Source organism: Celeribacter sp. SCSIO 80838 (genome assembly GCF_056498065.1).
Genome location: NZ_JAZKMA010000001.1, coordinates 729,199 through 750,316, shown reverse-complemented (window position 1 = coordinate 750,316; position 21,118 = coordinate 729,199). Strand labels below are relative to the sequence as shown.

At 61.2% G+C, this 21,118-nt stretch carries 19 protein-coding genes and 1 pseudogene; 8 read left to right on the top strand and 12 right to left on the bottom strand.

Features of this window, described 5'->3' with window-relative positions:
- Positions 1-73 precede the first annotated feature (73 nt).
- The 4 genes from V1475_RS03635 to V1475_RS03620 all read right to left on the bottom strand — a co-directional run bounded on the left by V1475_RS03635 (position 74) and on the right by V1475_RS03620 (position 3,814).
- A complete protein-coding gene (locus V1475_RS03635; RefSeq protein ID WP_434289849.1) occupies positions 74-955 on the bottom strand; it encodes an esterase-like activity of phytase family protein in 882 nt (293 codons plus the stop codon).
- Complete coding sequence (gene mepA, locus V1475_RS03630) at positions 928-1,836, bottom strand: penicillin-insensitive murein endopeptidase (RefSeq protein WP_479411661.1); 909 nt, start codon at positions 1,834-1,836, stop codon at positions 928-930. Before mepA ends, V1475_RS03635 begins: the two co-directional genes overlap by 28 nt.
- Positions 1,826-3,208, bottom strand: a complete 1,383-nt coding sequence (locus tag V1475_RS03625; RefSeq protein ID WP_479411660.1) for an MFS transporter — start codon at positions 3,206-3,208, stop codon at positions 1,826-1,828. Before V1475_RS03625 ends, mepA begins: the two co-directional genes overlap by 11 nt.
- A gap of 72 nt (positions 3,209-3,280) precedes the next feature.
- The gene (locus V1475_RS03620) at positions 3,281-3,814 is read right to left on the bottom strand and encodes an acyl-CoA thioesterase (RefSeq protein WP_479411659.1); all 534 of its coding nucleotides are present in this window, start codon (positions 3,812-3,814) and stop codon (positions 3,281-3,283) included.
- Between the two features lie 145 nt (positions 3,815-3,959).
- Between V1475_RS03620 and V1475_RS03615 the strand changes: the two genes are divergently transcribed.
- Together V1475_RS03615 and recQ are read left to right on the top strand one after the other, a co-directional pair.
- Positions 3,960-4,247 (top strand): YggT family protein, encoded by a 288-nt coding sequence (locus tag V1475_RS03615; protein ID WP_066703172.1) that lies wholly within the window; start codon positions 3,960-3,962, stop codon positions 4,245-4,247.
- Positions 4,248-4,323: 76 nt separating this feature from the next.
- On the top strand, positions 4,324-6,375 hold the full coding sequence (gene recQ / locus V1475_RS03610) for a DNA helicase RecQ (RefSeq protein WP_479411658.1): 2,052 nt from the start codon (positions 4,324-4,326) through the stop codon (positions 6,373-6,375).
- Positions 6,376-6,381: 6 nt separating this feature from the next.
- On the opposite strand, the gene V1475_RS03605 is transcribed toward recQ, so the two are convergent.
- The 7 genes from V1475_RS03605 to V1475_RS03575 form a co-directional block, all read right to left on the bottom strand.
- Positions 6,382-8,544 (bottom strand): ATP-binding protein, encoded by a 2,163-nt coding sequence (locus V1475_RS03605; RefSeq protein WP_479411657.1) that lies wholly within the window; start codon positions 8,542-8,544, stop codon positions 6,382-6,384.
- A gap of 121 nt (positions 8,545-8,665) precedes the next feature.
- A complete protein-coding gene (locus tag V1475_RS03600; RefSeq protein ID WP_479411656.1) occupies positions 8,666-9,841 on the bottom strand; it encodes an acetyl-CoA C-acyltransferase family protein in 1,176 nt (391 codons plus the stop codon).
- A 77-nt stretch (positions 9,842-9,918) separates the two neighbouring features.
- Positions 9,919-10,662 carry a metallophosphoesterase gene (locus V1475_RS03595; protein WP_479411655.1) on the bottom strand — a complete coding sequence of 248 codons (744 nt, stop codon included), beginning with the start codon at positions 10,660-10,662 and terminating at the stop codon, positions 9,919-9,921.
- 60 nt (positions 10,663-10,722) lie between these two features.
- On the bottom strand, positions 10,723-11,562 hold the full coding sequence (gene fghA, locus V1475_RS03590) for an S-formylglutathione hydrolase (protein WP_479411654.1): 840 nt from the start codon (positions 11,560-11,562) through the stop codon (positions 10,723-10,725).
- Positions 11,562-12,692, bottom strand: a complete 1,131-nt coding sequence (locus tag V1475_RS03585; RefSeq protein ID WP_434290954.1) for an S-(hydroxymethyl)glutathione dehydrogenase/class III alcohol dehydrogenase — start codon at positions 12,690-12,692, stop codon at positions 11,562-11,564. Before V1475_RS03585 ends, fghA begins: the two co-directional genes overlap by 1 nt.
- Before the next feature lie 128 nt (positions 12,693-12,820).
- The gene (gene serA, locus V1475_RS03580; RefSeq protein WP_479411653.1) at positions 12,821-14,413 is read right to left on the bottom strand and encodes a phosphoglycerate dehydrogenase; all 1,593 of its coding nucleotides are present in this window, start codon (positions 14,411-14,413) and stop codon (positions 12,821-12,823) included.
- 127 nt (positions 14,414-14,540) lie between these two features.
- The gene (locus V1475_RS03575) at positions 14,541-15,683 is read right to left on the bottom strand and encodes a phosphoserine transaminase (protein ID WP_479411652.1); all 1,143 of its coding nucleotides are present in this window, start codon (positions 15,681-15,683) and stop codon (positions 14,541-14,543) included.
- Between the two features lie 224 nt (positions 15,684-15,907).
- Between V1475_RS03575 and serB the strand changes: the two genes are divergently transcribed.
- From serB to rlmN, 4 genes are all read left to right on the top strand, one after another.
- Entirely contained in the window at positions 15,908-16,786 is an 879-nt protein-coding gene (gene serB / locus V1475_RS03570; protein WP_479411651.1) for a phosphoserine phosphatase SerB, read from the top strand.
- The gene (locus tag V1475_RS03565; RefSeq protein ID WP_434289861.1) at positions 16,779-17,537 is read left to right on the top strand and encodes a TSUP family transporter; all 759 of its coding nucleotides are present in this window, start codon (positions 16,779-16,781) and stop codon (positions 17,535-17,537) included. Before serB ends, V1475_RS03565 begins: the two co-directional genes overlap by 8 nt.
- A 206-nt stretch (positions 17,538-17,743) precedes the next feature.
- Positions 17,744-18,283 carry an invasion associated locus B family protein gene (locus V1475_RS03560; RefSeq protein ID WP_479411650.1) on the top strand — a complete coding sequence of 180 codons (540 nt, stop codon included), beginning with the start codon at positions 17,744-17,746 and terminating at the stop codon, positions 18,281-18,283.
- A 112-nt stretch (positions 18,284-18,395) separates the two neighbouring features.
- Positions 18,396-19,580, top strand: coding sequence for a dual-specificity RNA methyltransferase RlmN (rlmN, locus tag V1475_RS03555; RefSeq protein ID WP_434289863.1), 1,185 nt, complete (start codon positions 18,396-18,398; stop codon positions 19,578-19,580).
- Between the two features lie 33 nt (positions 19,581-19,613).
- On the opposite strand, the pseudogene V1475_RS03550 reads toward rlmN, so the two are convergent.
- Positions 19,614-20,399 (bottom strand): annotated as a pseudogene (locus V1475_RS03550) (substrate-binding domain-containing protein).
- 134 nt (positions 20,400-20,533) lie between these two features.
- Between V1475_RS03550 and V1475_RS03545 the strand changes: the two are divergent.
- Both V1475_RS03545 and V1475_RS03540 read left to right on the top strand, forming a co-directional pair.
- Complete coding sequence (locus V1475_RS03545) at positions 20,534-20,938, top strand: hypothetical protein (protein WP_479411649.1); 405 nt, start codon at positions 20,534-20,536, stop codon at positions 20,936-20,938.
- On the top strand, positions 20,926-21,117 hold the full coding sequence (locus V1475_RS03540; RefSeq protein ID WP_479411648.1) for a hypothetical protein: 192 nt from the start codon (positions 20,926-20,928) through the stop codon (positions 21,115-21,117). Before V1475_RS03545 ends, V1475_RS03540 begins: the two co-directional genes overlap by 13 nt.
- Position 21,118 lies beyond the last annotated feature (1 nt).

The window sequence follows — 21,118 nt, the reverse complement described above, 5'->3', positions numbered from 1 at the left end:
GAAGGTGACGGCAACTCGGCCCCATTGCGGGGCGGTGCGGCGGTCTAACCCCCGCCCGGCGACAAATCAAGTGTTATTCTTCGACCTGGTAATCGACGAATTCCGTGCGTTGAAAGAACTTGAAATTGTTGTCGGAGACCATGGTCACCCGCACATCCTCGGGCGTGCCCCAGACGGCGATGCCTTCGAGATTGTCATGGGTGCCGGTCAGGGTTCTGAGCAAGATCTGTTCATTCTCCGGCCCATCCGGGCCAAGATCGAACCGCCGCACGCGGGTGGCAAAACCCAGCCCGGTGAACCAGCGTTCCAAAAGATAAAGCCGCCCGTCCGGCCCGATATCGAGCCCCACCGGCAGGAAATCCGTCGTGCCGTCGCGCGGGATCGACCAGGGCTGATCCCATCCCGAACCGGGCCGATAGCGGTAGAGCGGAAAGGGCCGGGTCATCTCGCCGGAGCGCTCGGGAAGCGTATAAAGTGTTCCGTCGCGAGCCACGGCCAGCCCTTCGAGCGACGAGTTCGTCTGCATGCCTTTGAAATCCGGGTGACTGGGCAGATCGGTCAGCCATCCGGTCTCCGGGTCCATCTGCGCCACCCGGTGATGGCCTTCGAACGACAGGAAAATCGCGCCCGTGTCGGAGACGGCAAGCCCCTCGCTGTCGTCATCGTAGCGCGGCAGAGGCTTGCCTTCCGAGGTCAGAAATCCTTGCGCGGTTCGGACAAAAGCGCCTTTGACGACACCCTTTTCATCGCGTTTCAGATCGCCCTGAAACAGCATCGCACGGTCCGACAAGGCCCAGAACGACAGCCCGTCCCCGGACAGATCAAGGCCAGACAATCCGCCGACACGCGCATCGGCGGAGATCCATGTATAGGACCCGAGATATTTCAACGTTGCTGCCTGTGACAGGCTGGGCAGGGCGCTCGCGATCAGCGCGAGGACAAGACGGCGGAACATTGTGCGGGCAGTGTTGCGAGTGTGATCGGAGGTTTCGGTTTCGCGGGCTTGGCATTGGGATCGGGCGGCGGCGGGTTGAGGATGTTGTTCACCCATTCCTGCGCATCGTCACACCCGTCACCTGGCGGGGGGGCTGCCTGATCCACGCAGTATTTATCGCCCTTGGGACAGTTCAGCCGCACATGGAAATGATAGTGGTGTCCCCACCACGGACGAATTTTCCGAAGCCAGCTTTTGTCGCCTTTTTCGTCCTTGCACATTTGCACTTTCGCGCCGGGAAAGACGAAAATCCGGGACACGCGCGGGTCGGAGGCGGCGGCCTTGAGAATCTCGTGATGCGCTCGTGTCCAGCTCGCATTGGTATAGGCACCGGAGGTGCGCTGCATCGAGATCGACGACAGGCTTTCGCGTTCGGCGCGGCTTAGATCGAGACGGGTCGCGGGCAGCATCCAGATATCGGCATCGAGCCCGATCTGGTGGCTGGCGTGTCCCGAGGACATCGGGCCACCGCGCGGCTGGCTCATATCGCCGATGTAAATCCCGTTCCAGCCGGGCTGCGCGGCGGCTTTGCGCGACAGGTCTTCAAGGAAATCGACGAGGACCGGCTGACCCCAGTTGCGGTTGCGCGACAGGCGCATGGCCTGCCATGTCGGTCCGGTTTCAGGAAGCTGCGACGCCCCGGCCAGACAGCCCTGCGAATAGCTGCCGAAGGATTCGGGCACCTGTTGCGAGGGCAGGGCAATGGGGCCGAACAGGTCCTTGGCCGGACGGTGATCCGACGAGGAGACCGAGACTTTCGGCGTCGGCGCACTGTTTTTTTCACCGCCCACACAGGCGGCCAAAGTCGCCACCAGAGCCAGGCTCAACCATTTACGCATCATCAGGGACCTTTGTACCTTCCGGATGCACCCAAGCTAGCAGCACCAGCCCCAGAATGAAAAGGGCGATGAGCGGAGTGATGCCGAGGCGTTGAGAATTCGTGACATCCGACACCACGGCGATCAGTGCCGGTGCGAGGAAAGTGGTCGCCTTGCCCGAAAGCGCGTAGAGGCCGAAAGCTTCGGTCATCCGCTCGGGATCGGCCTGTCGGACCATCATCGTGCGGGAGGCCGATTGAATGATGCCCCCCACTGCGCCAAGTACCGCGCCGCAGATGTAAAAGGCGATGTCGGGCAGTTTGCTTCCCGTCTCGACCACCGTGAACAGCACGCTTTCGCGCGTGATCGTGAGGATCACGAGGCAGACACTGATCAGTACGGCGATGGAAAAGAGGATCACCGGTTTCGGACCGAACTTCTGATCCGCGATGCCGCCGAAATAGGTGAAAACCGAGCCTGTGAAAGCGGCCAGAATGCCGAAGACGCCGATCTGCACGACGCTCCATTCCAGCGCGCCAAGCGCATAGATGCCGCCAAAGGTGAATACCCCGTTCAGCGCATCGCGATAGAACATCGAAGAGCCGAGAAAGGCGAAAAGCGAACGCCGCTTCGGCAGGCTGCGCAGGGTCTTCATCAACTCGTCGATGCTGCGCCCGATCGCCCCCGGCTGCACAGGCGTCGTGCTTTTCGGTTCCCGCACCCAGAGAAAGAACGGCACCATCGAGATCACGAACCACAGCGCCACGAAAGGCCCGACAAACCGCGTGCCTTCGCGCGTCGCGGGATCGAGGCCGAACAGCGGCGCGCTGCCCAAAAGCGTGACGCCCGCGGTATTCTCTGCAAAGAGCAGAAGCATGATCACGAGCGCGATGATCCCGCCGAAATAGCCCCAGGCCCAGCCATTGCCGGAGATCTTGCCGATCTCCTCGCGGCTGCCCAGAGCGGGCAAAAGCGCATTGGTGAAAATCGTGGTGAATTCGACCCCGATCAGGCCCAAAGCGAAGAAAACCAGCACCAGAACGGTAGGGAAATCCTCCGGCGAGGCGATCCAGAGCCCCGTCGACCCGATCACGTAAAGCGCCGAGAACAGCCAGATCCATGGCATCAGCCGCTTGCTCTCATCGGCAATGGCGCCCAGCACCGGTGCGGACAGGGCGATCATCAGCCCCGCAGCCGTCAGCCCGTAGCCCCAGATCGATTGCGCCTCCGCCTTGGCATGCGCGGCATCCATGCCGCCCGCCGTCAGATAGGCGATCACCTGTTCGGCAAAATAAGGCCCGAAAATGAAGGTGACAACCAGCGTGTGAAAGGGCTGCGTCGCCCAATCGTACATCATCCAGCCCCAGATGCGTTTGCGATGGCTCGGTTTCGCCATGTGCCTGTCCTTCTCGCCTCAGTTGCGGCGATAGAACAGGCAAAGTGTCGCACACGCAACGCTTAAGATTGCTTATCTCGCGGGTGGCCAGGGCCGTGTGTCATCTGCGGCGATCCAGTTTTTCACCCAATCCGGCAGCTCCGGACTTTCGACCCCCGGCTCCAGACACTTCAAAAGGTCCCGCGGCGGCACCATCCGGCGGTTTTTGAGAACCGCGCCGCGGATCAGGATGTGATTGCAGCATTCGCCTTTCCGGTCCCACATCGACTGTTCGATATAGAGAAACTTGTCGTCGAACCCGATCGGTGTCGTCACCATCTCCACGGTCTGAAACGTCGTCACCCTCCGGCGATAGCGCACGGAGGCCCCCGCGACCGCCATGCCGAACCCACCCTCTTTCGCGGCCTTCGCCGTGCCGTTGCGGATCGACATCGGCACCCGCCCAAGGTCAAAGATTGTTAAGGTTCTGCCGTTATTCAGTTCCAGCCACAGGTCAATGTCCCAGGGCATGCAGATATGCCGGGAATAATGCGGCTCGAAGAGGCCGAGTTTGGGCGCGTTTTTATATTTCCAGGCCTGATAGAACATGCGGACGAAAGGATACATATGCGCCACTGTCTTGCTGCGGGCGCAAAGGTCAAGTCGAACGTTGCGGCACAGGTTGCGGCAGAGGGAGGCGACGGGCGCCCTTGTGCGACCGGGACAGAGACCTTAGGTGAGAGAACGACCGTTAATTTGGGAACCTGAACATATGCTGTCTTTGATGCAAATCCTGCTGATGATCCTCGGCGTCGTGAAATTCGTCATGATCGTTCAGATCATCATGAGCTGGCTGATCAATTTTCAGGTGCTCAACGTGCGCCAACCCTTGGTCTATCAGATCTGGGAAGGCCTCTCACGCCTTCTCGAGCCGGTCTATCGCCCGATCCGTAAAATCCTGCCGCCGATGAGCGGTCTGGACCTCGCGCCTCTGGTGGCCTTCATCGCGATCTATGCGATCGAACGGATCATCTACAACAATGCGGGCATGTTCTACTAAGCCTTCCCGCCGGAAAGCCCCTTGAGCCTCGCGCCCCCGCATGCGATTCTGTCGCCAATCATAAAGAGCAGGCGACATGGACACGACACAGGGGCGTTTACAGGGGCTTTTATCCTCCGTTTTCGGATTTGACGATTTCCGCCCCGGTCAGGCGGAGATCGTGGAGGCCGTGGTCGCCGGGCGTGACGTGCTTGCCATCATGCCCACGGGCGGCGGCAAATCCCTGTGTTTCCAACTCCCCGCTCTGGTGCGCGACGGTCTCACCGTTGTCATCTCGCCGCTGATCGCCCTGATGCGCGATCAGGTACAGGGGCTGCAAGCCGCCGGTGTCGCCGCCGGTGCGCTGACCTCCGGCAATACCGAAGAGGAAAACGACGCGGTTTTCGGTGCGCTTTCCCGCGGTGAGTTGAAACTCCTCTACATGGCCCCCGAACGTCTCGCCTCCGGTGGCACCCTGCCGATGCTGCGCCGCGCGAACGTGTCGCTGATTGCGGTGGATGAGGCGCATTGTGTCTCGCAATGGGGTCATGATTTCCGCCCCGATTATCTCCGCATCGGCGATCTCAAACGCGCGCTGGGCGTGCCGCTCGCGGCCTTCACGGCCACCGCCGACGAAGAAACCCAGGCGGAGATCGTCACCCGCCTGTTCGATGGCAGCCAACCCGAAAGTTTTCTGCGGGGTTTCGACCGTCCGAACATCCATCTCGCCTTTGCCGTCAAGGACAGCCCGCGGCGTCAGATCCTCGATTTTGCCTCCGCCCGCAAAGGCCAGTCCGGCATCGTCTATTGCGGCACGCGGGCCAAGACTGAAAGCCTCGCCAAGGCGCTCTCTGACGCCGGGCATCTGGCCCTCGCCTATCACGGCGGGATGGAGCCGGATCGCAGGCGTGAGGTCGAGCGGAGGTTTCAACAAGAAGATGAGCTGATCGTCGTTGCCACCATCGCGTTCGGGATGGGGATCGACAAACCGGACATCCGCTGGGTGGCGCACGCCGACCTGCCGAAATCTGTCGAGGGCTACTATCAGGAAATCGGTCGTGCCGGTCGCGACGGCGCGCCCGCCGAGACGCTCACGCTCTTCGGCCCCGACGACATCCGCTTTCGCCGCACCCAGATCGACGAAAGTCTCGCGCCGCCCGAGCGCCGTGCCGCCGATCATGCCCGTCTCAACGCGTTGCTGGGGTTGGCGGAGGCGCAGGTTTGCCGCCGCCAGACCTTGCTCAAATTCTTTGGCGAAGAGGCTGCGCCTTGCGGGAATTGTGACTTATGTGACAGCCCGCCAGAGATTTTCGACGGCACCACGGCGGTGCGCAAGGCGCTCTCTGCCGTGCTCCGCTGTGATCAGGGCTTTGGTGCAGGCCATCTCATCGATGTGCTGACCGGCAACCTGACCGACAAGGTTCGCCAGTGGAACCATGACCAGCTTTCGGTCTTCGGCATCGGCAAGGAGTATGACAAGCGCCAGTGGAACGCGATTTTCCGGCAGATGATGGGCGCTGACCTTCTGCGCCCCGACCCGGAACGCCATGGTGCGCTCTATATGACCGAACCGGCGATGCCGATCCTCAAGGGCGACGCGACCATCACGCTGCGCAAGGACACGCTTGCCAAGGCCCGCAAAGGTCCGGTCGCCAAGGCCTTGGTCTCCGAAGAAGACGCGCCGCTTCTCTCCGCGCTCAAGGCGAAACGCCGCGCGCTGGCCGAAGAGGCCCGCGTGCCTGCCTATGTGGTTTTCGCGGATCGCACCCTGATCGAGATGGCGGAAAAACGTCCGCAGACGCTCGACGAGATGGGCCGGATCGGTGGGGTCGGGGCGAAAAAACTCGAACGTTACGGCGATCTGTTTCTGACCGTCATTCTCGGCGCGCCGGTGCCGGAGATGCACCCCGCCCGGCGCAAACTGGCAAGCTCCGGTGGCGGCGATCTCTTCGACCGGTTGCAGGTGATCCATCACGATCTGGTGCGCGGCGATTGCGGCACGCTGAAACCGATGAGCCTGACCGCGATTCAGATCACCAAGATCGTGAAAATGCGCCCCGCAGACATGGCGAGTTTTGCCCGCATCGTCGGCGACAAGCCTGCCGAGCGCTTCGGTCCCGCGATGATCGAGGCGATTCAGGCCGCCTGATTGGGGTCATTCCCCGGCCATCACCTCCGCCGGTTCTTCCGGCAGAATCGGGTGACAGTCTTCCGGCAATTCCTGCAAGATACGGTCGATGATCGCCGCCTTGCGCAGCGGTTTCGTCATGTAATGATCGAGCCCGGCAGCAAGAATGTCCTGCTCATCTCCTGCCATGGCGTGTGCCGTCAGAGCGACGATCGGGATATGCGTGCCGGTGTCGAGTTCCAGCGTGCGGATCTGCCGCGTGGCCTCCTTGCCGTCGACCTCGGGCATGGAAATGTCCATGAACACCAGATCTGGCTGAAACCCCTGATACAGCTCGACCGCCTCGCGCCCGTTCCCGGCAAAGCGCAGCTCGATGTCGAGCGCCTTGAGCATCTTGCCGAACACCAACTGGTTGGTTTTGTTGTCCTCCGCGGCCAAGACCCGCATCCGGCGGCCCGGCTCAGGACTGATCATCGGCTCGACCGGCACAAGATCGGCCAGCGCATGCCAGAGATCGGCGCGCAGCAGCGGTTTCTGAAGCGTCTTGGCATCGTCCATGTCAAAGCTTCCCGCCGAGATCGGCCCGGAGGTCATCAAAAGCACCGGCGCGGTCACGCCACGCAGGCGGAGATCCTGGATCAGCCCGGCGGCATCCATGCCCGGAAGCTTGTTGTCGATCAGATAGACATGCGCGTCGAGCGGCGAGGCCAGAAGCGCCTCGGCGCTGTCGAAGGGCGCGACCTCAAATCCGAGCGCGGTCAGTTGCTTTTCGAGAATGAGCGAATTGGCGTTGATGTGATCCACAAGGGCCGCGCGATGCATCCAGGAGGGCAGGCTCAACGCCTTTTTCTCCTCGACCACATCCATGGTGATATGGAAACCGAAACAGGAGCCGACGCCCTCCTCGCTGTCGACCCAGATCTCGCCGCCCATGAGCTGCACGAGTTGGCGTGTGATCGCAAGACCAAGCCCTGTGCCTTCGAACTTGCGATTGCGCGCGTCCTCGACTTGATTGAACTCGCCGAAAATGTGCTCGATCATCTCGGGCGCGATGCCGATGCCGCTGTCCTCGACCGAAACATGGACGCGCTGGCGTTTGCCGTCGTCGTCGGGGAGGCCGACGACGCGCACGATCACATGGCCTTTGTGGGTGAATTTGACCGCATTGCCGATCAGATTGGTCAGAACCTGCCGCATACGACCGGGATCGCCGATGAAATTCGTCGGCATGAACATGTCATAGTCGATGATCAGATCGACGCCTTTCTGGGTCGCCGAGGGCTGCAAAAGCACCATCACGTCCTGAATGCAGCGTTCGAGATCGAACACTTCCGGGTGCAAAGAGAGTTTCGAGGCCTCGATCTTCGAGTAATCCAGCACATCGTTGATCAGACTCAAAAGCGCCTCGCCGGAGGATTTGATCGTGTCGACATAGAGGATCTGCTCCTCCGTCAGATCGGTCTCCGACAAGAGATCGGCCATGCCCACCATGCCGTTCATCGGCGTGCGAATCTCGTGGCTCATATTGGCGAGGAAGGCGGATTTGGCGCGGCTGGCGGCTTCGGCCTTGCTCCGGGCTTTCTTGAGACGCTCCTCATACCGGATGGAGGCGGTGATGTTCAGCCCGAGAGACACCATGTCCCCGTCTGAAGATCGTCGGTCCACCAGCCTCACGAACTGGTTGTTCCAAAGCCGGATCGTGTGCGGCTCGCGCACCGGGGCACGCCAGCGCGCCACTGCCTGATTGATAAACGCCTCGCGCGTCAGATCGCCGATGTCGATCACGCCTTCTTCGACGGCGAGCCGCACGATCTCCGGGTATGTGATCCCCGGTCTGACCTCCTCAAGCCCGTCGAAAATCCGCAGATAGGCGGGGTTCGCGGCGATCATGATCTCGGAGGGATCGAAAACCGCAAACCCGTCCTGAATCGTCTCGATCGAATCCCAAAGCCGCCTCTCTGCGATATGCACGGCGACATTGGCCTTTTCCAAATCCTCGCGGGTGCGCAGGTTCTCGTCGCGAAGCACCTCCGTCTCCTCGCGTTTGACGATGATCTCATCGGACAGGTGTCGGGCGTGTTGCGACAGCTTGCGATTGGCCGCGAACAACTCCGCCTGTTTCAATTCCAACAGACGCTCCGCAGCCAAGCGCGCACGACGTTCCTGAGACAACGTATCCGACAGCGACATAGGGACCTCTTCAAACCCTGCCCGGCCTTATGCATGGGGCTTTGGCCCAGAATGGTCCGAACAGGGTGAAAAGAGTCTTAACCGGATCGCGAAAATTGGCGGAACCTGCCCACGCGCGACCTCAGATGCGCTCGATCGCCACGGCAATCCCTTGTCCGCCGCCGATGCACATGGTGATCAGACCGCGTTTGCCGCCGGTGCGCTCAAGCTCATACATGGTCTTCACGACCAAAATCGCCCCCGTCGCCCCCACCGGATGGCCGAGCGCAATCGCGCCGCCGTTCGGATTGACCTTGGCCGGATCGAGCCCCAGCGCCCGGTTGACTGCAATTGCCTGCGCTGCAAAGGCTTCGTTGCTCTCGATCACATCGAAATCGGCCACAGTGAGCCCGGTGCGCTTGCACAGGCTCTCGACCGCCGGGATCGGCCCGATGCCCATGACCTCCGGACGGACGCCGGAATGGGCATAGCCGAGAATGCGGAATTTCGGCGAAAGCCCCGCCGCCTCTGCCGCCTCAGCGCGCGCCAGAACCAAAGCTGCCGCCCCGTCATTGAGGCCCGACGCATTGCCCGCCGTCACCGTACCGTCTTTCTCGAACGCCGGACGCAGTTTGGCGAGGCCTTCAGGCGTCGTGGGCTTCGGGTGCTCATCCGTGTCGAACGCCACAAGGTCGCGTTTCACCCTGACCTCGACAGGAATGATTTCGTCCTTAAATCGCCCCTCTGCGATGGCTCTGGCCGCCCGCGTCTGGCTTTCCAGGGCAAAGGCGTCCTGATCCTCGCGCGACACGCCATGTTCGCGCGCGACATTCTCCGCCGTCACCCCCATATGGCCGGTGCCGAACGGGCAGGTCAGGGCGCCGAGCATCATGTCCTGTGCGGCGACATCGCCCATCTTCTGCCCCCAGCGCGCGGCGGGGAGGATATAGGGCGAGCGGCTCATGACCTCGGTCCCGCCTGCCACGGCAAAATCGGCGTCGCCAAGCATCAAGGATTGCGCCGCCGACACCACCGCCTGCGCGCCGGAGCCGCAGAGCCGATTCACGTTCATCGCGGGGGTCGTCTCCGGGATGCCCGCGCCCATGGCCGCGAGGCGGGAGACATACATGTCCTTGGGCTCGGTGTTGATGATATGGCCAAAGACCACATGGCCGATCTGCCCGCCGTCGACGCCCGCGCGGGCAAGCGCGGCCTTGGTCACGAGGCTGCCGAGATCGGCGGGCCGCATCCCGGCCAAAGCGCCGCCGAAGGTGCCGATGGCGGTGCGGGCGCCGCCGAGAATGACGATGTCAGACATGAATTTCCTCCCTTTCCTGTGCCCGCGACTTTAGCGGAGGCGTGGAAAGGGGGAAGCGAAACGCTGCGTCTTGCGGCTTAGGCCGGTTCGGCGTGGAAAAGCGGGGCGCGCCCGGTTTCGGTCACCACCTCTTCGACACCGTTCTCGATCACCATGGTGGTCATCGGACGTCCGTAGCCCGCGCCGCTGTCGATGTCGATCCGCTGACCGAAATGGGTCGGCACATCGAGCGCAGTGTGCCCGTGCACCACCGTGAAGGGCAGAACGCCGTGATAATCGAGCCACCCTTCGCGGATCCAGATCAGATCGTCTTCGGTCTGATGTTCGACCGGCACACGCGGGCGGATGCCGGCGTGGACGAAAAGGTAATCGCCCCAGGCATAGGTCAGGGGCGCTTTTTCGATGAATTCGAGATGTGCCTCAGGCACGGCCTTGGCGGCGCGCATATGGGCCAGCTCGAACTCGCCATCCACCGCTTCGACGCCATAAGACGCCAGCGTGTCGGTCCCGCCCAAAGCCGGATGGAGCCAGCTTTTGCCGGATTTGATATGATCGTCATGGGCGATGCCATGGCGCACGAACCGGGTGAACATCCGGTCGTGATTGCCGCGAATGGTGCGCCACGGTTTGCCCGCCGCGATCCCGTCCATCAGGTACTGGATGACGCCCGCGCTGTCCGGCCCGCGATCCACATAGTCGCCAAGATGGATGATGCGCGCGTCGGTATCGCCGACCCTCGCCTTATCCGCATCGATCCGCGCATGCGCGGCTTTGAGCATATCGAGTTGACCGTGAATGTCGCCGATGGCGTAGATGCGCAAGGGAGCCTCCCAAAGTATGTCGCGCGTCGGAGGAGCGGCTCTGCTCCGACGCGCAACGTGTCAGGACTTCATGCGGATCGCATGCCACTCCAGATGGTCGCGCATGAAGGTGGAGATGAAGTAGTAGCTATGGTCATAGCCCTCTTGCATCCGAAGTGTTAGGGGCTGGTCGCTTTTTTCACAAACCTGTGTCAAAAGCTCCGGCTTGAGCTGAGTTTCGAGGAAATTGTCCCCTGTCCCCTGATCCACAAGGATCTCCGGCACGCGTGCCCCGTCCTCGATCAAAGCGCAGGCGTCGTACTCCCGCCACGTCGCCTTGTCTGCGCCGATATACCCAGTCAGCGCCTTCTCGCCCCAGGGGCAATTCAGCGGGCTGACGATGGGGGCAAAGGCCGAGACGGATTTATAGGCCGACGGATTGCGCAATGCGATGGTCAGCGCACCGTGTCCGCCCATGGAATGCCCCATGATGCCGATGCGGGTCATATCGGCGGGAAATTCCGCGCCGATGAGGGCGGGCAATTCCGTCTCGATATACTCCCGCATCCGGTAGTTCTGCGCAAACGGCTCCTCCGTGGCGTTCACATAGAACCCCGCGCCCAGACCGAAATCATAGGCCCCTTCCGCATCGTCCGGCACGCCTTCGCCACGGGGCGAGGTGTCCGGTGCCACAAAGATCAGGCCAAGCTCCGCGCAGGCCGCGCGGAACTCGCCCTTCTCCGTGACATTGGCCTGCGTACAGGTCAGCCCCGAGAGATAAAACACCACCGGAAGCGTTTCGCCCGCCTCGTGATCGGGCACGAAGACGGAAAATTCCATCTCCGTCCCGGTCGCTTTGGAGGTGTGGGTGTAAACCCCCTGCGTGCCGCCGTGGCTGCGATTGCTGGATTTAACCTGCATCAGTACTCAACCACCGCGCGGATCGACTTGCCTTCGTGCATCAAATCGAACCCGTGGTTGATCTCTTCGAGCTTCAGCTTGTGCGTGATCATCGGGTCGATCTCGATCTTGCCGTCCATGTACCAATCGACGAATTTCGGCACATCGGTCCGGCCTTTGGCGCCGCCGAACGCCGTGCCTTTCCAGACGCGGCCGGTGACCAACTGGAACGGACGGGTGGAAATCTCCGCCCCCGCCGCCGCCACGCCGATGATCACCGACACACCCCAGCCGCGGTGCGAACATTCAAGCGCGTCGCGCATCACCTTGACGTTGCCGGTCGCGTCGAAGGAATAATCCACGCCGCCGATTTGATCCGCGCCGCGCTTGGTCAGGTTGACGATTTCCTGCACGACAGTGCCCTCGATCTTCGACGGGTTGATGAAATGGGTCATGCCGAATTTCTTCGCCATCTCGGCTTTGTCGTCATTGAGATCGACACCGATGATCATATCGGCCCCTGCCATGCGCAGGCCTTGGATGACGTTGAGACCGATACCGCCCAGACCGAACACCGCAGCCGTCGAACCGATCTCAACCCCTGCCGTGTTGATCACCGCGCCGATGCCGGTGGTCACACCGCAGCCGATGTAGCAAATCTTGTCGAACGGCGCGTCGTCGCGCACCTTGGCCAGCGCGATCTCCGGCATCACCGTGTGGTTCGCAAAGGTCGAACAGCCCATGTAGTGATAGATCGGCGTGCCATCGAGCATGGAGAACCGCGTGGTGCCATCGGGCATTAGGCCCTGACCCTGGGTGTTGCGGATCGCGGTGCAGAGGTTGGTTTTGCCCGAAAGACAGGACGGGCATTCGCGGCACTCCGGCGTGTAAAGCGGAATGACGTGATCGCCGGGTTTCAGCGTGGTCACGCCTTCGCCGACTTCCAGCACGATGCCCGCGCCCTCATGGCCGAGGATGCAGGGGAAAATCCCTTCCGGGTCGGCGCCCGAGCGGGTGAATTCATCGGTGTGACACAGGCCCGTGGCCTTGATCTCGACCAGAACCTCGCCCTTTTTCGGGCCCTCAAGGTTCACTTCCATAATCTCAAGCGGTTTTCCGGCCTCAAGGGCCACGGCGGCTTTGGTTCTCATCATAGTTTCCTCCCGATGCGGTGCGTACACGGCGTCTACGTTACAACTTTGGTCACCCGACGTAAAACGAAGGGCCGCTGGTTTGTCCAGCGGCCCTCCTGATTGTTTTGTAAAAGGCTGGTGTGCGGTCAGGCTTTGAAGTGCAGCGGGATCACCCGTTGGAACAGCCCGGAGTCTTTCAGCGCCTTGACCGTTTCCGGCTTGATCGGCGTGTCGAGGAAGGTCATGGCGATCGCATCGCCACCCGCCTTGGCACGGCCCAGCGTGAAGTTCGCGATGTTTTCCTCGTGCTGTGCCAGAAGGGTCCCGAGTTTCCCGATGATGCCCGGCACGTCCTTGTTGGTGGTGTAGAGCATGTGCTCGCCCACCTCGGAGTCGATGGTGATGCCTTTGATCTGGATGAAGCGCGGCTTGCCGTCCGAGAACACCGTGCCCGCGATGGTGCGGTATTTCTCGACGGTCTGGATGTCGAGCTTGATGTAGCCTTCGAAGGCGCCGGAGGCATCCTGAGTGGTTTTCGAAATCTGAATGCCACGCTCTTTCGCGATCAGCGGCGCGGAGACCATGTTCACGTCCGGGTTCACCGCCTGCATGATGCCTGCGATCACGGCGGCTTCGAGCGCTTTGAGGTTCATCTCGGAGGCGACGCCATCATAGGTGATGTTGATCGTCTCGATGGCTTCCTCGGTGACCTGACCGATGAACGTGCCGAGGCTTTCGGCCAGTTTCACCCAGGGACCCATGACCTTGGCTTCTTCGGCGGTCATCGACGGCATGTTCAGCGCGTTTTCGACAGCCCCGTCCATCAGGTAGTTGGACATTTGCTCGGCCACTTGCAGCGCCACGTTTTCCTGCGCTTCCGTGGTGGAGGCGCCGAGGTGCGGGGTGCAGACCACGTTCGGAAGACCGAACAGCGGGTTGTCGACGGCGGGTTCTTCGGAGAACACGTCGAAAGCCGCACCAGCGACATGACCGGATTTGATCAGCTCGGCGAGAGCGACCTCATCGACCAGACCGCCACGGGCACAGTTGATGATGCGCACGCCTTTCTTGGTCTTCTCAAGGTTCTCTTTCGAGAGGATGTTGCGGGTGCTGTCGGTCAGCGGAACGTGCAGCGTGATGAAATCGGCGCGTTTCAGCAGTTCGTCGAGCTCGACCTTTTCCACACCCATTTCGGCGGCGCGCTCTTCGGAGAGGAACGGATCGTAGGCGACCACTTTCATCTTCAGGCCGAGCGCACGGTTGCAGACGATGCCACCGATGTTGCCCGCACCGATGACGCCAAGCGTCTTGGCGGTCAGTTCGACACCCATGAATTTGGATTTTTCCCATTTGCCGGCTTGCGTCGAAGCATCGGCGGCGGGGATCTGACGGGCGACCGCAAACATCAGCGCGATGGCGTGCTCGGCGGTGGTGATCATGTTGCCGAACGGCGTGTTCATCACGATCACACCTTTTTTCGACGCGGCTTCCTTGTCGACGTTGTCGGTGCCGATGCCAGCGCGACCCACGACTTTCAGGTTGGTGGCATGCTCCAGAAGAGCAGGCGTCACTTTGGTTGCCGAACGGATCGCGAGACCGTCGTATTTGCCGATGACTTCAGCCAGCTTGTCTTTGTCTTTGCCGAGTTCCGGCATGAAGTCCACTTCGATGCCGCGATCGCGGAAAATCTGGACGGCGGTTTCCGACAGCTTGTCGGAGACGAGAACTTTGGGGGCCATGTTGGGCGCTCCTCAGGAAGATGTTGGGATTGGGAGCCGGGCGTTTCCGCCCGGCGCTTTGGTCCGATGAGGTCCGACACATGTCCGACAGAAGTCCGACGTTTTGCCGACCGTCAAAAATCAGAGATTATTGCTCGTTGATGCACTCTTCGAAGGCCCATTTGAGCCAGAGGGTCAGGGCTTCGATGTCCGAGGATTCGACCGTCGCACCACACCACACACGCAGACCGGCGGGGGCGTCACGATAGGCACCCACATCATAGGCTGCACCGTGCTCTTCGAGTTTCTTCGCCACGGCCTTCGCGAACACCGCGCCGTCCTTGATGCGGTCGTCGGTGAACTTCAGGCACACGGAGGTGTTCGAACGGGTCGCGTCATCCTCGGCGAGGTTGGCGATCCAGTTGTGACGATCACAGAAGTCCCAGAGCACTTTCGCGTTGGTGGTGGAGCGTTCGATCAGCTTCGGCAGACCGCCGATTTTCTTCGCCCAATCCAGCGCCACGAGGTAATCCTCAACCGCCAGCATGGAGGGCGTGTTGATCGTTTCGCCGACGAAGATGCCTTCGATCAGCTTGCCGCCTTTGGTCATGCGGAAAATCTTCGGCATCGGCCAAGCGGGCGTGTAGCTTTCCAGACGCTCGACCGCGCGCGGAGACAGGATCAGCATCCCGTGCGCCGCTTCGCCGCCCATCACCTTTTGCCAGGAGAAGGTGGTGACGTCGAGCTTGTCCCACGGCAGGTCCATCGCAAACGCGGCGGAGGTCGCGTCACAGATGGTCAGGCCTTCGCGGTCGGCGGGGATCTTGTCGCCATTCGGGACGCGCACACCAGATGTGGTGCCGTTCCAGGTAAAGACAACGTCGGTGTTGAAATCGACATCGGCGAAATCGACGATCTGACCGTAGTCAGCGACCTTCACTTCGGCGTCGATCTTGAGCTGTTTCACAACATCGGTGACCCAGCCGGAACCGAAGGATTCCCATGCGCACATGGTGGCTTTGCGGGCACCCAGAAGCGACCAGAGCGCCATTTCGACGGCGCCGGTGTCGGAGGCGGGCACGATCCCGATTTTGTAATCTGCGGGAACGCCCAGAATTTCGCGGGTCGTCTCGATCGCGGCTTTCAGCTTGTCCTTGCCAACTTTGGCACGGTGCGAGCGGCCCAGAGGCGCGTCAGCCAGCATTTCGACGGAGAAATTGGGGATTTTGGCGCAGGGGCCAGAGGAGAAACGCGGGTTGGCGGGGCGCGTTTGCGGGTGCTTGGTAGCCATATATGCTATCCTTCCAGATAAATGCCTCTCGTTGGGGAGAGGTGTCCCGGCGCTGCATCTATGCCCTTTCCGTGCATCTGGCAATTCCCATTTTCGTGTGCGTCGCAAAAATCCCCATGAATTCTTCTGCGAAGGTGAGCAGGAGGTTAAGACTGGAAAGCCCGGCCTGCGCGCGCTATCAGGCAAGCGAGTTTTGCCCTCCACATGACCCTTCGGAGCCCGCCATGTACGTCGTCACGCTTCTGACCAATCCCGCCTCTCCCGCGCTCAATCTGACCACCGCCGATGCCCTGCGTTCGGCTTGGGGTGGCGGCGATCTCACCTGGCTCGCGCTTGGCGAAGCGGTGGAATTCATGGTCGAGAGCGTGCCGTCGAACCAATGGGACGTCTGGCAGGGTCTGCAAGGCCAAGGCATTGACATGATTGTTCTTCCTGCCGAGGGGCGTCGCAAGAAAATGCTCTTGGCGGATATGGATTCGACCATGATCCAACAGGAATGCATCGACGAGCTGGCGGATGTTGCGGGGGTTGGCGAGCGGGTCAAGGAGATCACCGCCAAGGCGATGAATGGCGAGCTGGATTTCGAAGGTGCGTTGACCGAACGGGTCGGACTTTTGAAAGGTCTGCCGGAGAGCGTCATCCAGAAAGTCATCGACGAGCGCATCACGTTTATGCCCGGCGGCAAGGCCTTGCTGGCGACGATGAAACGCGATGGCGCCTATTGCGCACTGGTGTCCGGCGGCTTCACCGCCTTCACCGGTTACGTTGCCGACGCGCTGGGATTCGATGAAAACCGCGCCAACACGCTTTTGATCGAAAACGGTGAGTTGGTGGGCAAATCCGGACTGCCGATTCTTGGACGTGCGGCCAAGGTTCAGGCGCTCGAAGAGATTTCCGAACGTCTCGGCATCCCGCATTCCGATGTGATCGCGGTGGGCGACGGGGCCAACGATCTCGGTATGTTGAAACTGGCGGGCGCGGGCGTAGCGCTTCACGCCAAGCCCTCCGTCGCTGCCGAATGCGACATCCGCATCAACCATGGCGATCTTTCGGCGCTCCTCTACGTGCAAGGCTACGCCAAATCCGAGTTCGCGGGTGTTTGAGGTCTCTCTCGACCTTCTGCTGATTCTCATCGCCGCAGCCTTCGCGGCTGGCTTCGTCGACAGTATCGCGGGCGGCGGCGGGCTGATCACCGTGCCGGTCCTGATGCTTGCGGGCATCCCGCCGGTGCAGGCGCTGGCGACCAACAAGGTGCAGGGCCTCTTTGGCGCGGGGATGGCCGCGATCAACTACGCCCGCGCGGGACATGTCGACTTGCGCAAACAGATCGGCCCGGCGCTTTTGTCCTTCACCGGCGCCGTTTTCGGCGCGCTCTTGGCAAGTTCCCTGCCCACCGATGTGATCCGCCTTGGCCTCCCGGTGCTTCTGATCGCCATCGCGTTGTTCTTTGCCTTCAAACCGGGTCTCAACGATATGGACCGCACCCAGCGCATCACGCCGGTGCTCTTCGCCACCACATTCGTGCCCTTCATCGGTTTCTACGATGGGCTTTTGGGGCCGGGGACGGGCGCGTTTTTCATGCTCGGCTTCGTCAGCCTTGCGGGTTACGGCATCCTTAAGGCCACGGCGCACACCAAACTTCTGAACTTCGCCTCGAACGTCGGCGGGCTCGTGGGATTTGTACTTGTGGCCAAGCCTCTTTGGATGCTCGGTCTCGCCATGGGCGCGGCGCAGATCGCAGGCGCTTATGTCGGCTCGACGCTCGCCACGAAAGTCGGGGCAAAGCTGATCAAGCCGGTGCTGGTCATCGCCTCGACGGCTCTGGCGCTCAAGCTCATTTCCGAATGGTTTTGAGTATTTCGGCCATCAGAAAGCCGATGCAGCCGCAGGGCTTTCACGTTTCAGCGAATTTCTGCCAAGGGCCTTTCCCAAATCGGCGGAATTACGTTACTGTGCCCCGAAGATGATGGAAATGGCCTGACCCCGGCGAAAAACCGCAGCTATAGACAGCGGAGGACGAGGTCAGAATTGGCCGATGAATGAGAGGCAGCGAGAGATCAATGAGTTTTTTCGTGAGACAGACCCTGTTTGCCGTGGCGCTGGTCGGAATGGCCGCGCCCGTGGCCGCACAGCAGAGCACCAATCAGGTGGGATCGAACACCGATTGGTACGTCTATGAGGAAAGCAACCCGACCAAGACCTGCTGGGCTGTGTCGATCCCGAAAGAGACCCTGAACACCGACAGTTCCGGGCGCCCGAAATCGGTGACGCGTTCCGATATCCTGCTGTTCGTGACCTACGCGCCGGGCAACGGGGTGAACGGTCAGGTCTCCTTCCTCGGCGGCTATCCGTTCGAGCCGGGCTCCGAGGTGACGATGGACATCAGCGGCACCCCCTTCACCCTGTTCACCAATTCCGATGACGAGACCGCCTGGGCGGTGACGCCCGAGGACGACGCCAAGATCATCGCCGCGATGAAGCGCGGTGCGACGGCGACGCTGACCGGGCATTCCTCGCGTGGGACGGTGACCAAGGACACGTTCTCGCTTCTGGGGTTCACGGCCTCCGTTGAAGAAGCGGCGAAACGCTGCGGCAAGTAATCGACTGACCAGAGTTGATTGAGGCCCTGCACATGCGGGGCCTTTTCATATGGCTTTCACGTTCAGAATCCTGTAAGTGAGCCGCTTAATCACCGACTTGAAGAGACCCGCCATGGAACCCAGCGCACCGATTACGCAGGATGTGATGACTTTTCCGCGCAAGGAAACGCCCTCTGATAAGATCAATCTTGTCGGGCTGACCCGCGATGCGCTGCGTCAGACCCTGATCGACAATGGCACGCCGGAGAAACAGGCCAAGATGCGGGCGGGGCAGATCTGGCAATGGATCTACCAATGGGGTGTGCGCGATTTCGCGGAGATGACCAATCTCGCGAAGGATTACCGTGCCATGCTGGCCGAGAAATTCGAAGTGCGTGTGCCGGAGGTTGTTTCCAAACAGGTCTCCGAGGATGGCACGCGCAAGTATCTCGTGCGCATCGACGGTGGGCATGAGGTTGAAGTGGTGTATATCCCCGAAGAGGGCCGCGGTACGCTTTGTGTGTCGTCGCAGGTGGGCTGTACGCTGACCTGTTCCTTCTGTCACACAGGGACGCAGAAACTGGTGCGCAATCTGACGGCGGGCGAGATTGTCGGTCAGGTGATGATGGCGCGCGATGACCTTAATGAATGGCCGGAAAAAGGCGCGCCGAAAGACGAGACGCGGCTTTTGTCCAACATCGTTCTGATGGGCATGGGCGAGCCTTTGTACAATTTCGAAAACGTCCGCGATGCGATGAAGATCGTGATGGATGCCGAAGGGATTCAGCTCGGTCGTCGGCGCATCACTCTGTCGACCTCGGGCGTTGTGCCGGAGATTCACCGCACCGCGCAGGAGATCGGCTGTCTGCTGGCGGTGTCCTTCCACGCGACGACGGATGAGACCCGCGATGTGTTGGTGCCGATCAACAAGAAATGGAACATCGAGAAGCTTTTGGAAGCGCTGCGCGAATATCCCAAGGCGACCAATTCCGAACGGATCACCTTTGAGTATGTGATGCTCAAGGATGTGAACGACACGGATGAAGATGCGCATCGTCTGGTGAAACTTCTGGACGGCATTCCGGCCAAGGTGAACCTGATCCCGTTCAATGAATGGCCGGGGGCGCCCTATAAACGGTCGTCGAACAACCGCATTCGGGCCTTTGCAACGATCCTGATGCAGGCGGGCTATGCCTCGCCGATCCGCACACCGCGGGGCGAGGACATCATGGCCGCCTGCGGCCAGCTCAAATCCGCGACCGAGCGCGCGCGCAAATCGCGTAAGGAAATTCTCAGAGAAGCCGGTCAGGCGATCTAAGACATAGGGCCGGCGATGAACCGGCCCTTTCTTTTAACGCTGCCAACCTTCGGTCGCCATCAGTGCCTGCGCCTCGTCCGTGACAAGGAAGGCGAGAAACTCGGCCGCCTCGGGGTCTGCCATCGGCGAGAGGGCCACATTGACGTCCCGCCAGACGGTACGCTCGGGGCTCAACTCAATCTGATCGAGCTCATCATGAGTTGCGGGCCAGTTCGGCCATGTGATCCAGGCATCGGCATCTGCCTCTATGAACGCACGGAAACTCGCCCCCGAGCCTTTCGCATAGCTCACAATATTCTTGCGAAACGCCGTCACGTCTTCGAGCTTGCCCAGACGCCCGGCGACATCTTCTCAAGTGCCGGTGCCGGAGGTGTTGTAAACCCCCGCTCCCTCGGTCACGACGATCTTCATCCCCGGGGCAAGCAGGTCGTCAAACCCGGTGATGCCTTTCGGATTGCCGTGTTTCACCGCGATCACTGTGGGCCGGATATAGATCGGCTCCACCTGATCGGAGGAGAAGGTTTTGTAGGTCTCCAGAAAGGCGGTCATCGACTGCTCCGACGTGCCCCAGAGAATATCGGCATCGGCCTGCGCCATCGGCGACCATTTGCTTTCCGGCCCGGCAATGATTTCGATCTTCTGGCCGGTTCTTGCCATCCAGACATCCGCGACCTTCTGAAACGCCGTGTGCGGACCGCCCGCGCCATAGAGTTTCACCACGCCGTCCTGCGGGGCATGGGGGATCGAAGGATCGTAAAGCGTCGTGACCTGGGCAAAGGCGGGGGCTGCGGTGAACAGGGCGAGGGTGAGTAGGGGCATACGCATGAGGTCTCCAATATGCTGCATCGCGCGGGGGTGCGCAGGAGAGATACAGGTGTGAGGGGAGGGCTATTCCCGGGGGGGATGTCACAGGCACGTCATCGTGCTGTGAACGTGGTAACGCCGTTTTAACCATGCCCGGGGCACAGTCCGGCATGGACCGGAGACAGATCAGATTCGACAACTGCCCCGACGCGGCCACGCGCCCGCTCGAAGGGGCGTTCGGCTACAAGGGCCCGCGCAAGCCGCATGCCCTGATGGCCTATCTGGCCCATGATTTCGCCAATGCGACGGCTTGGGACGATCTGCAAGCGGTGCTTAGGACGAAAGGCTATGAGCTGGCGGCGCGTGGCGGTGCGCTGATCCTTCAGACCACGGAGGGCGAGCGGCTTTGCACGGTTGTCGAGATCGGCCAGCCATCTTCCTGCCTCATGAAACGCTTCGGCGTGCCCTTTCCCGGTCATGCTTGCCCGCGTGCGCCCGCTACGAGAGACAACGGATTCTGCCCCTCTGACCGGAGACCCCCATGGAAAAACTGACGCTGCTTCTGCCCGAAAGCACGGTGCGCATGCTCCATCTCCTCGCCCGCGAAACCGGTCAGCCGATTGGCGCGATGGTGCAAGAGATGGCGCTTGACCGTTACATGCACCGGCTGATGGAAGCCTCCAACCCGATGCTGGTGGATCTCGCCAGAACCGTGCTGCAACAGGAGGCCTGAG

What these genes read in the sequence shown, in the direction of transcription:
- V1475_RS03625 (WP_479411660.1), bottom strand. Translation starts at nt 3,208, where the DNA reads ATGGCGAAACCGAGCCATCGCAAACGCATCTGGGGCTGGATGATGTAC.
- recQ (WP_479411658.1), top strand. Translation starts at nt 4,324, where the DNA reads ATGGACACGACACAGGGGCGTTTACAGGGGCTTTTATCCTCCGTTTTC.
- V1475_RS03545 (WP_479411649.1), top strand. Translation starts at nt 20,534, where the DNA reads ATGCCCGGGGCACAGTCCGGCATGGACCGGAGACAGATCAGATTCGAC.
- V1475_RS03585 (WP_434290954.1), bottom strand. Translation starts at nt 12,692, where the DNA reads ATGAGAACCAAAGCCGCCGTGGCCCTTGAGGCCGGAAAACCGCTTGAG.
- V1475_RS03600 (WP_479411656.1), bottom strand. Translation starts at nt 9,841, where the DNA reads ATGTCTGACATCGTCATTCTCGGCGGCGCCCGCACCGCCATCGGCACC.
- V1475_RS03560 (WP_479411650.1), top strand. Translation starts at nt 17,744, where the DNA reads ATGAGTTTTTTCGTGAGACAGACCCTGTTTGCCGTGGCGCTGGTCGGA.
- serA (WP_479411653.1), bottom strand. Translation starts at nt 14,413, where the DNA reads ATGGCCCCCAAAGTTCTCGTCTCCGACAAGCTGTCGGAAACCGCCGTC.
- fghA (WP_479411654.1), bottom strand. Translation starts at nt 11,562, where the DNA reads ATGCAGGTTAAATCCAGCAATCGCAGCCACGGCGGCACGCAGGGGGTT.
- V1475_RS03540 (WP_479411648.1), top strand. Translation starts at nt 20,926, where the DNA reads ATGGAAAAACTGACGCTGCTTCTGCCCGAAAGCACGGTGCGCATGCTC.
- V1475_RS03615 (WP_066703172.1), top strand. Translation starts at nt 3,960, where the DNA reads ATGCTGTCTTTGATGCAAATCCTGCTGATGATCCTCGGCGTCGTGAAA.
- V1475_RS03635 (WP_434289849.1), bottom strand. Translation starts at nt 955, where the DNA reads ATGTTCCGCCGTCTTGTCCTCGCGCTGATCGCGAGCGCCCTGCCCAGC.
- V1475_RS03620 (WP_479411659.1), bottom strand. Translation starts at nt 3,814, where the DNA reads ATGTATCCTTTCGTCCGCATGTTCTATCAGGCCTGGAAATATAAAAAC.
- V1475_RS03575 (WP_479411652.1), bottom strand. Translation starts at nt 15,683, where the DNA reads ATGGCTACCAAGCACCCGCAAACGCGCCCCGCCAACCCGCGTTTCTCC.
- rlmN (WP_434289863.1), top strand. Translation starts at nt 18,396, where the DNA reads ATGGAACCCAGCGCACCGATTACGCAGGATGTGATGACTTTTCCGCGC.
- serB (WP_479411651.1), top strand. Translation starts at nt 15,908, where the DNA reads ATGTACGTCGTCACGCTTCTGACCAATCCCGCCTCTCCCGCGCTCAAT.
- V1475_RS03605 (WP_479411657.1), bottom strand. Translation starts at nt 8,544, where the DNA reads ATGTCGCTGTCGGATACGTTGTCTCAGGAACGTCGTGCGCGCTTGGCT.
- mepA (WP_479411661.1), bottom strand. Translation starts at nt 1,836, where the DNA reads ATGATGCGTAAATGGTTGAGCCTGGCTCTGGTGGCGACTTTGGCCGCC.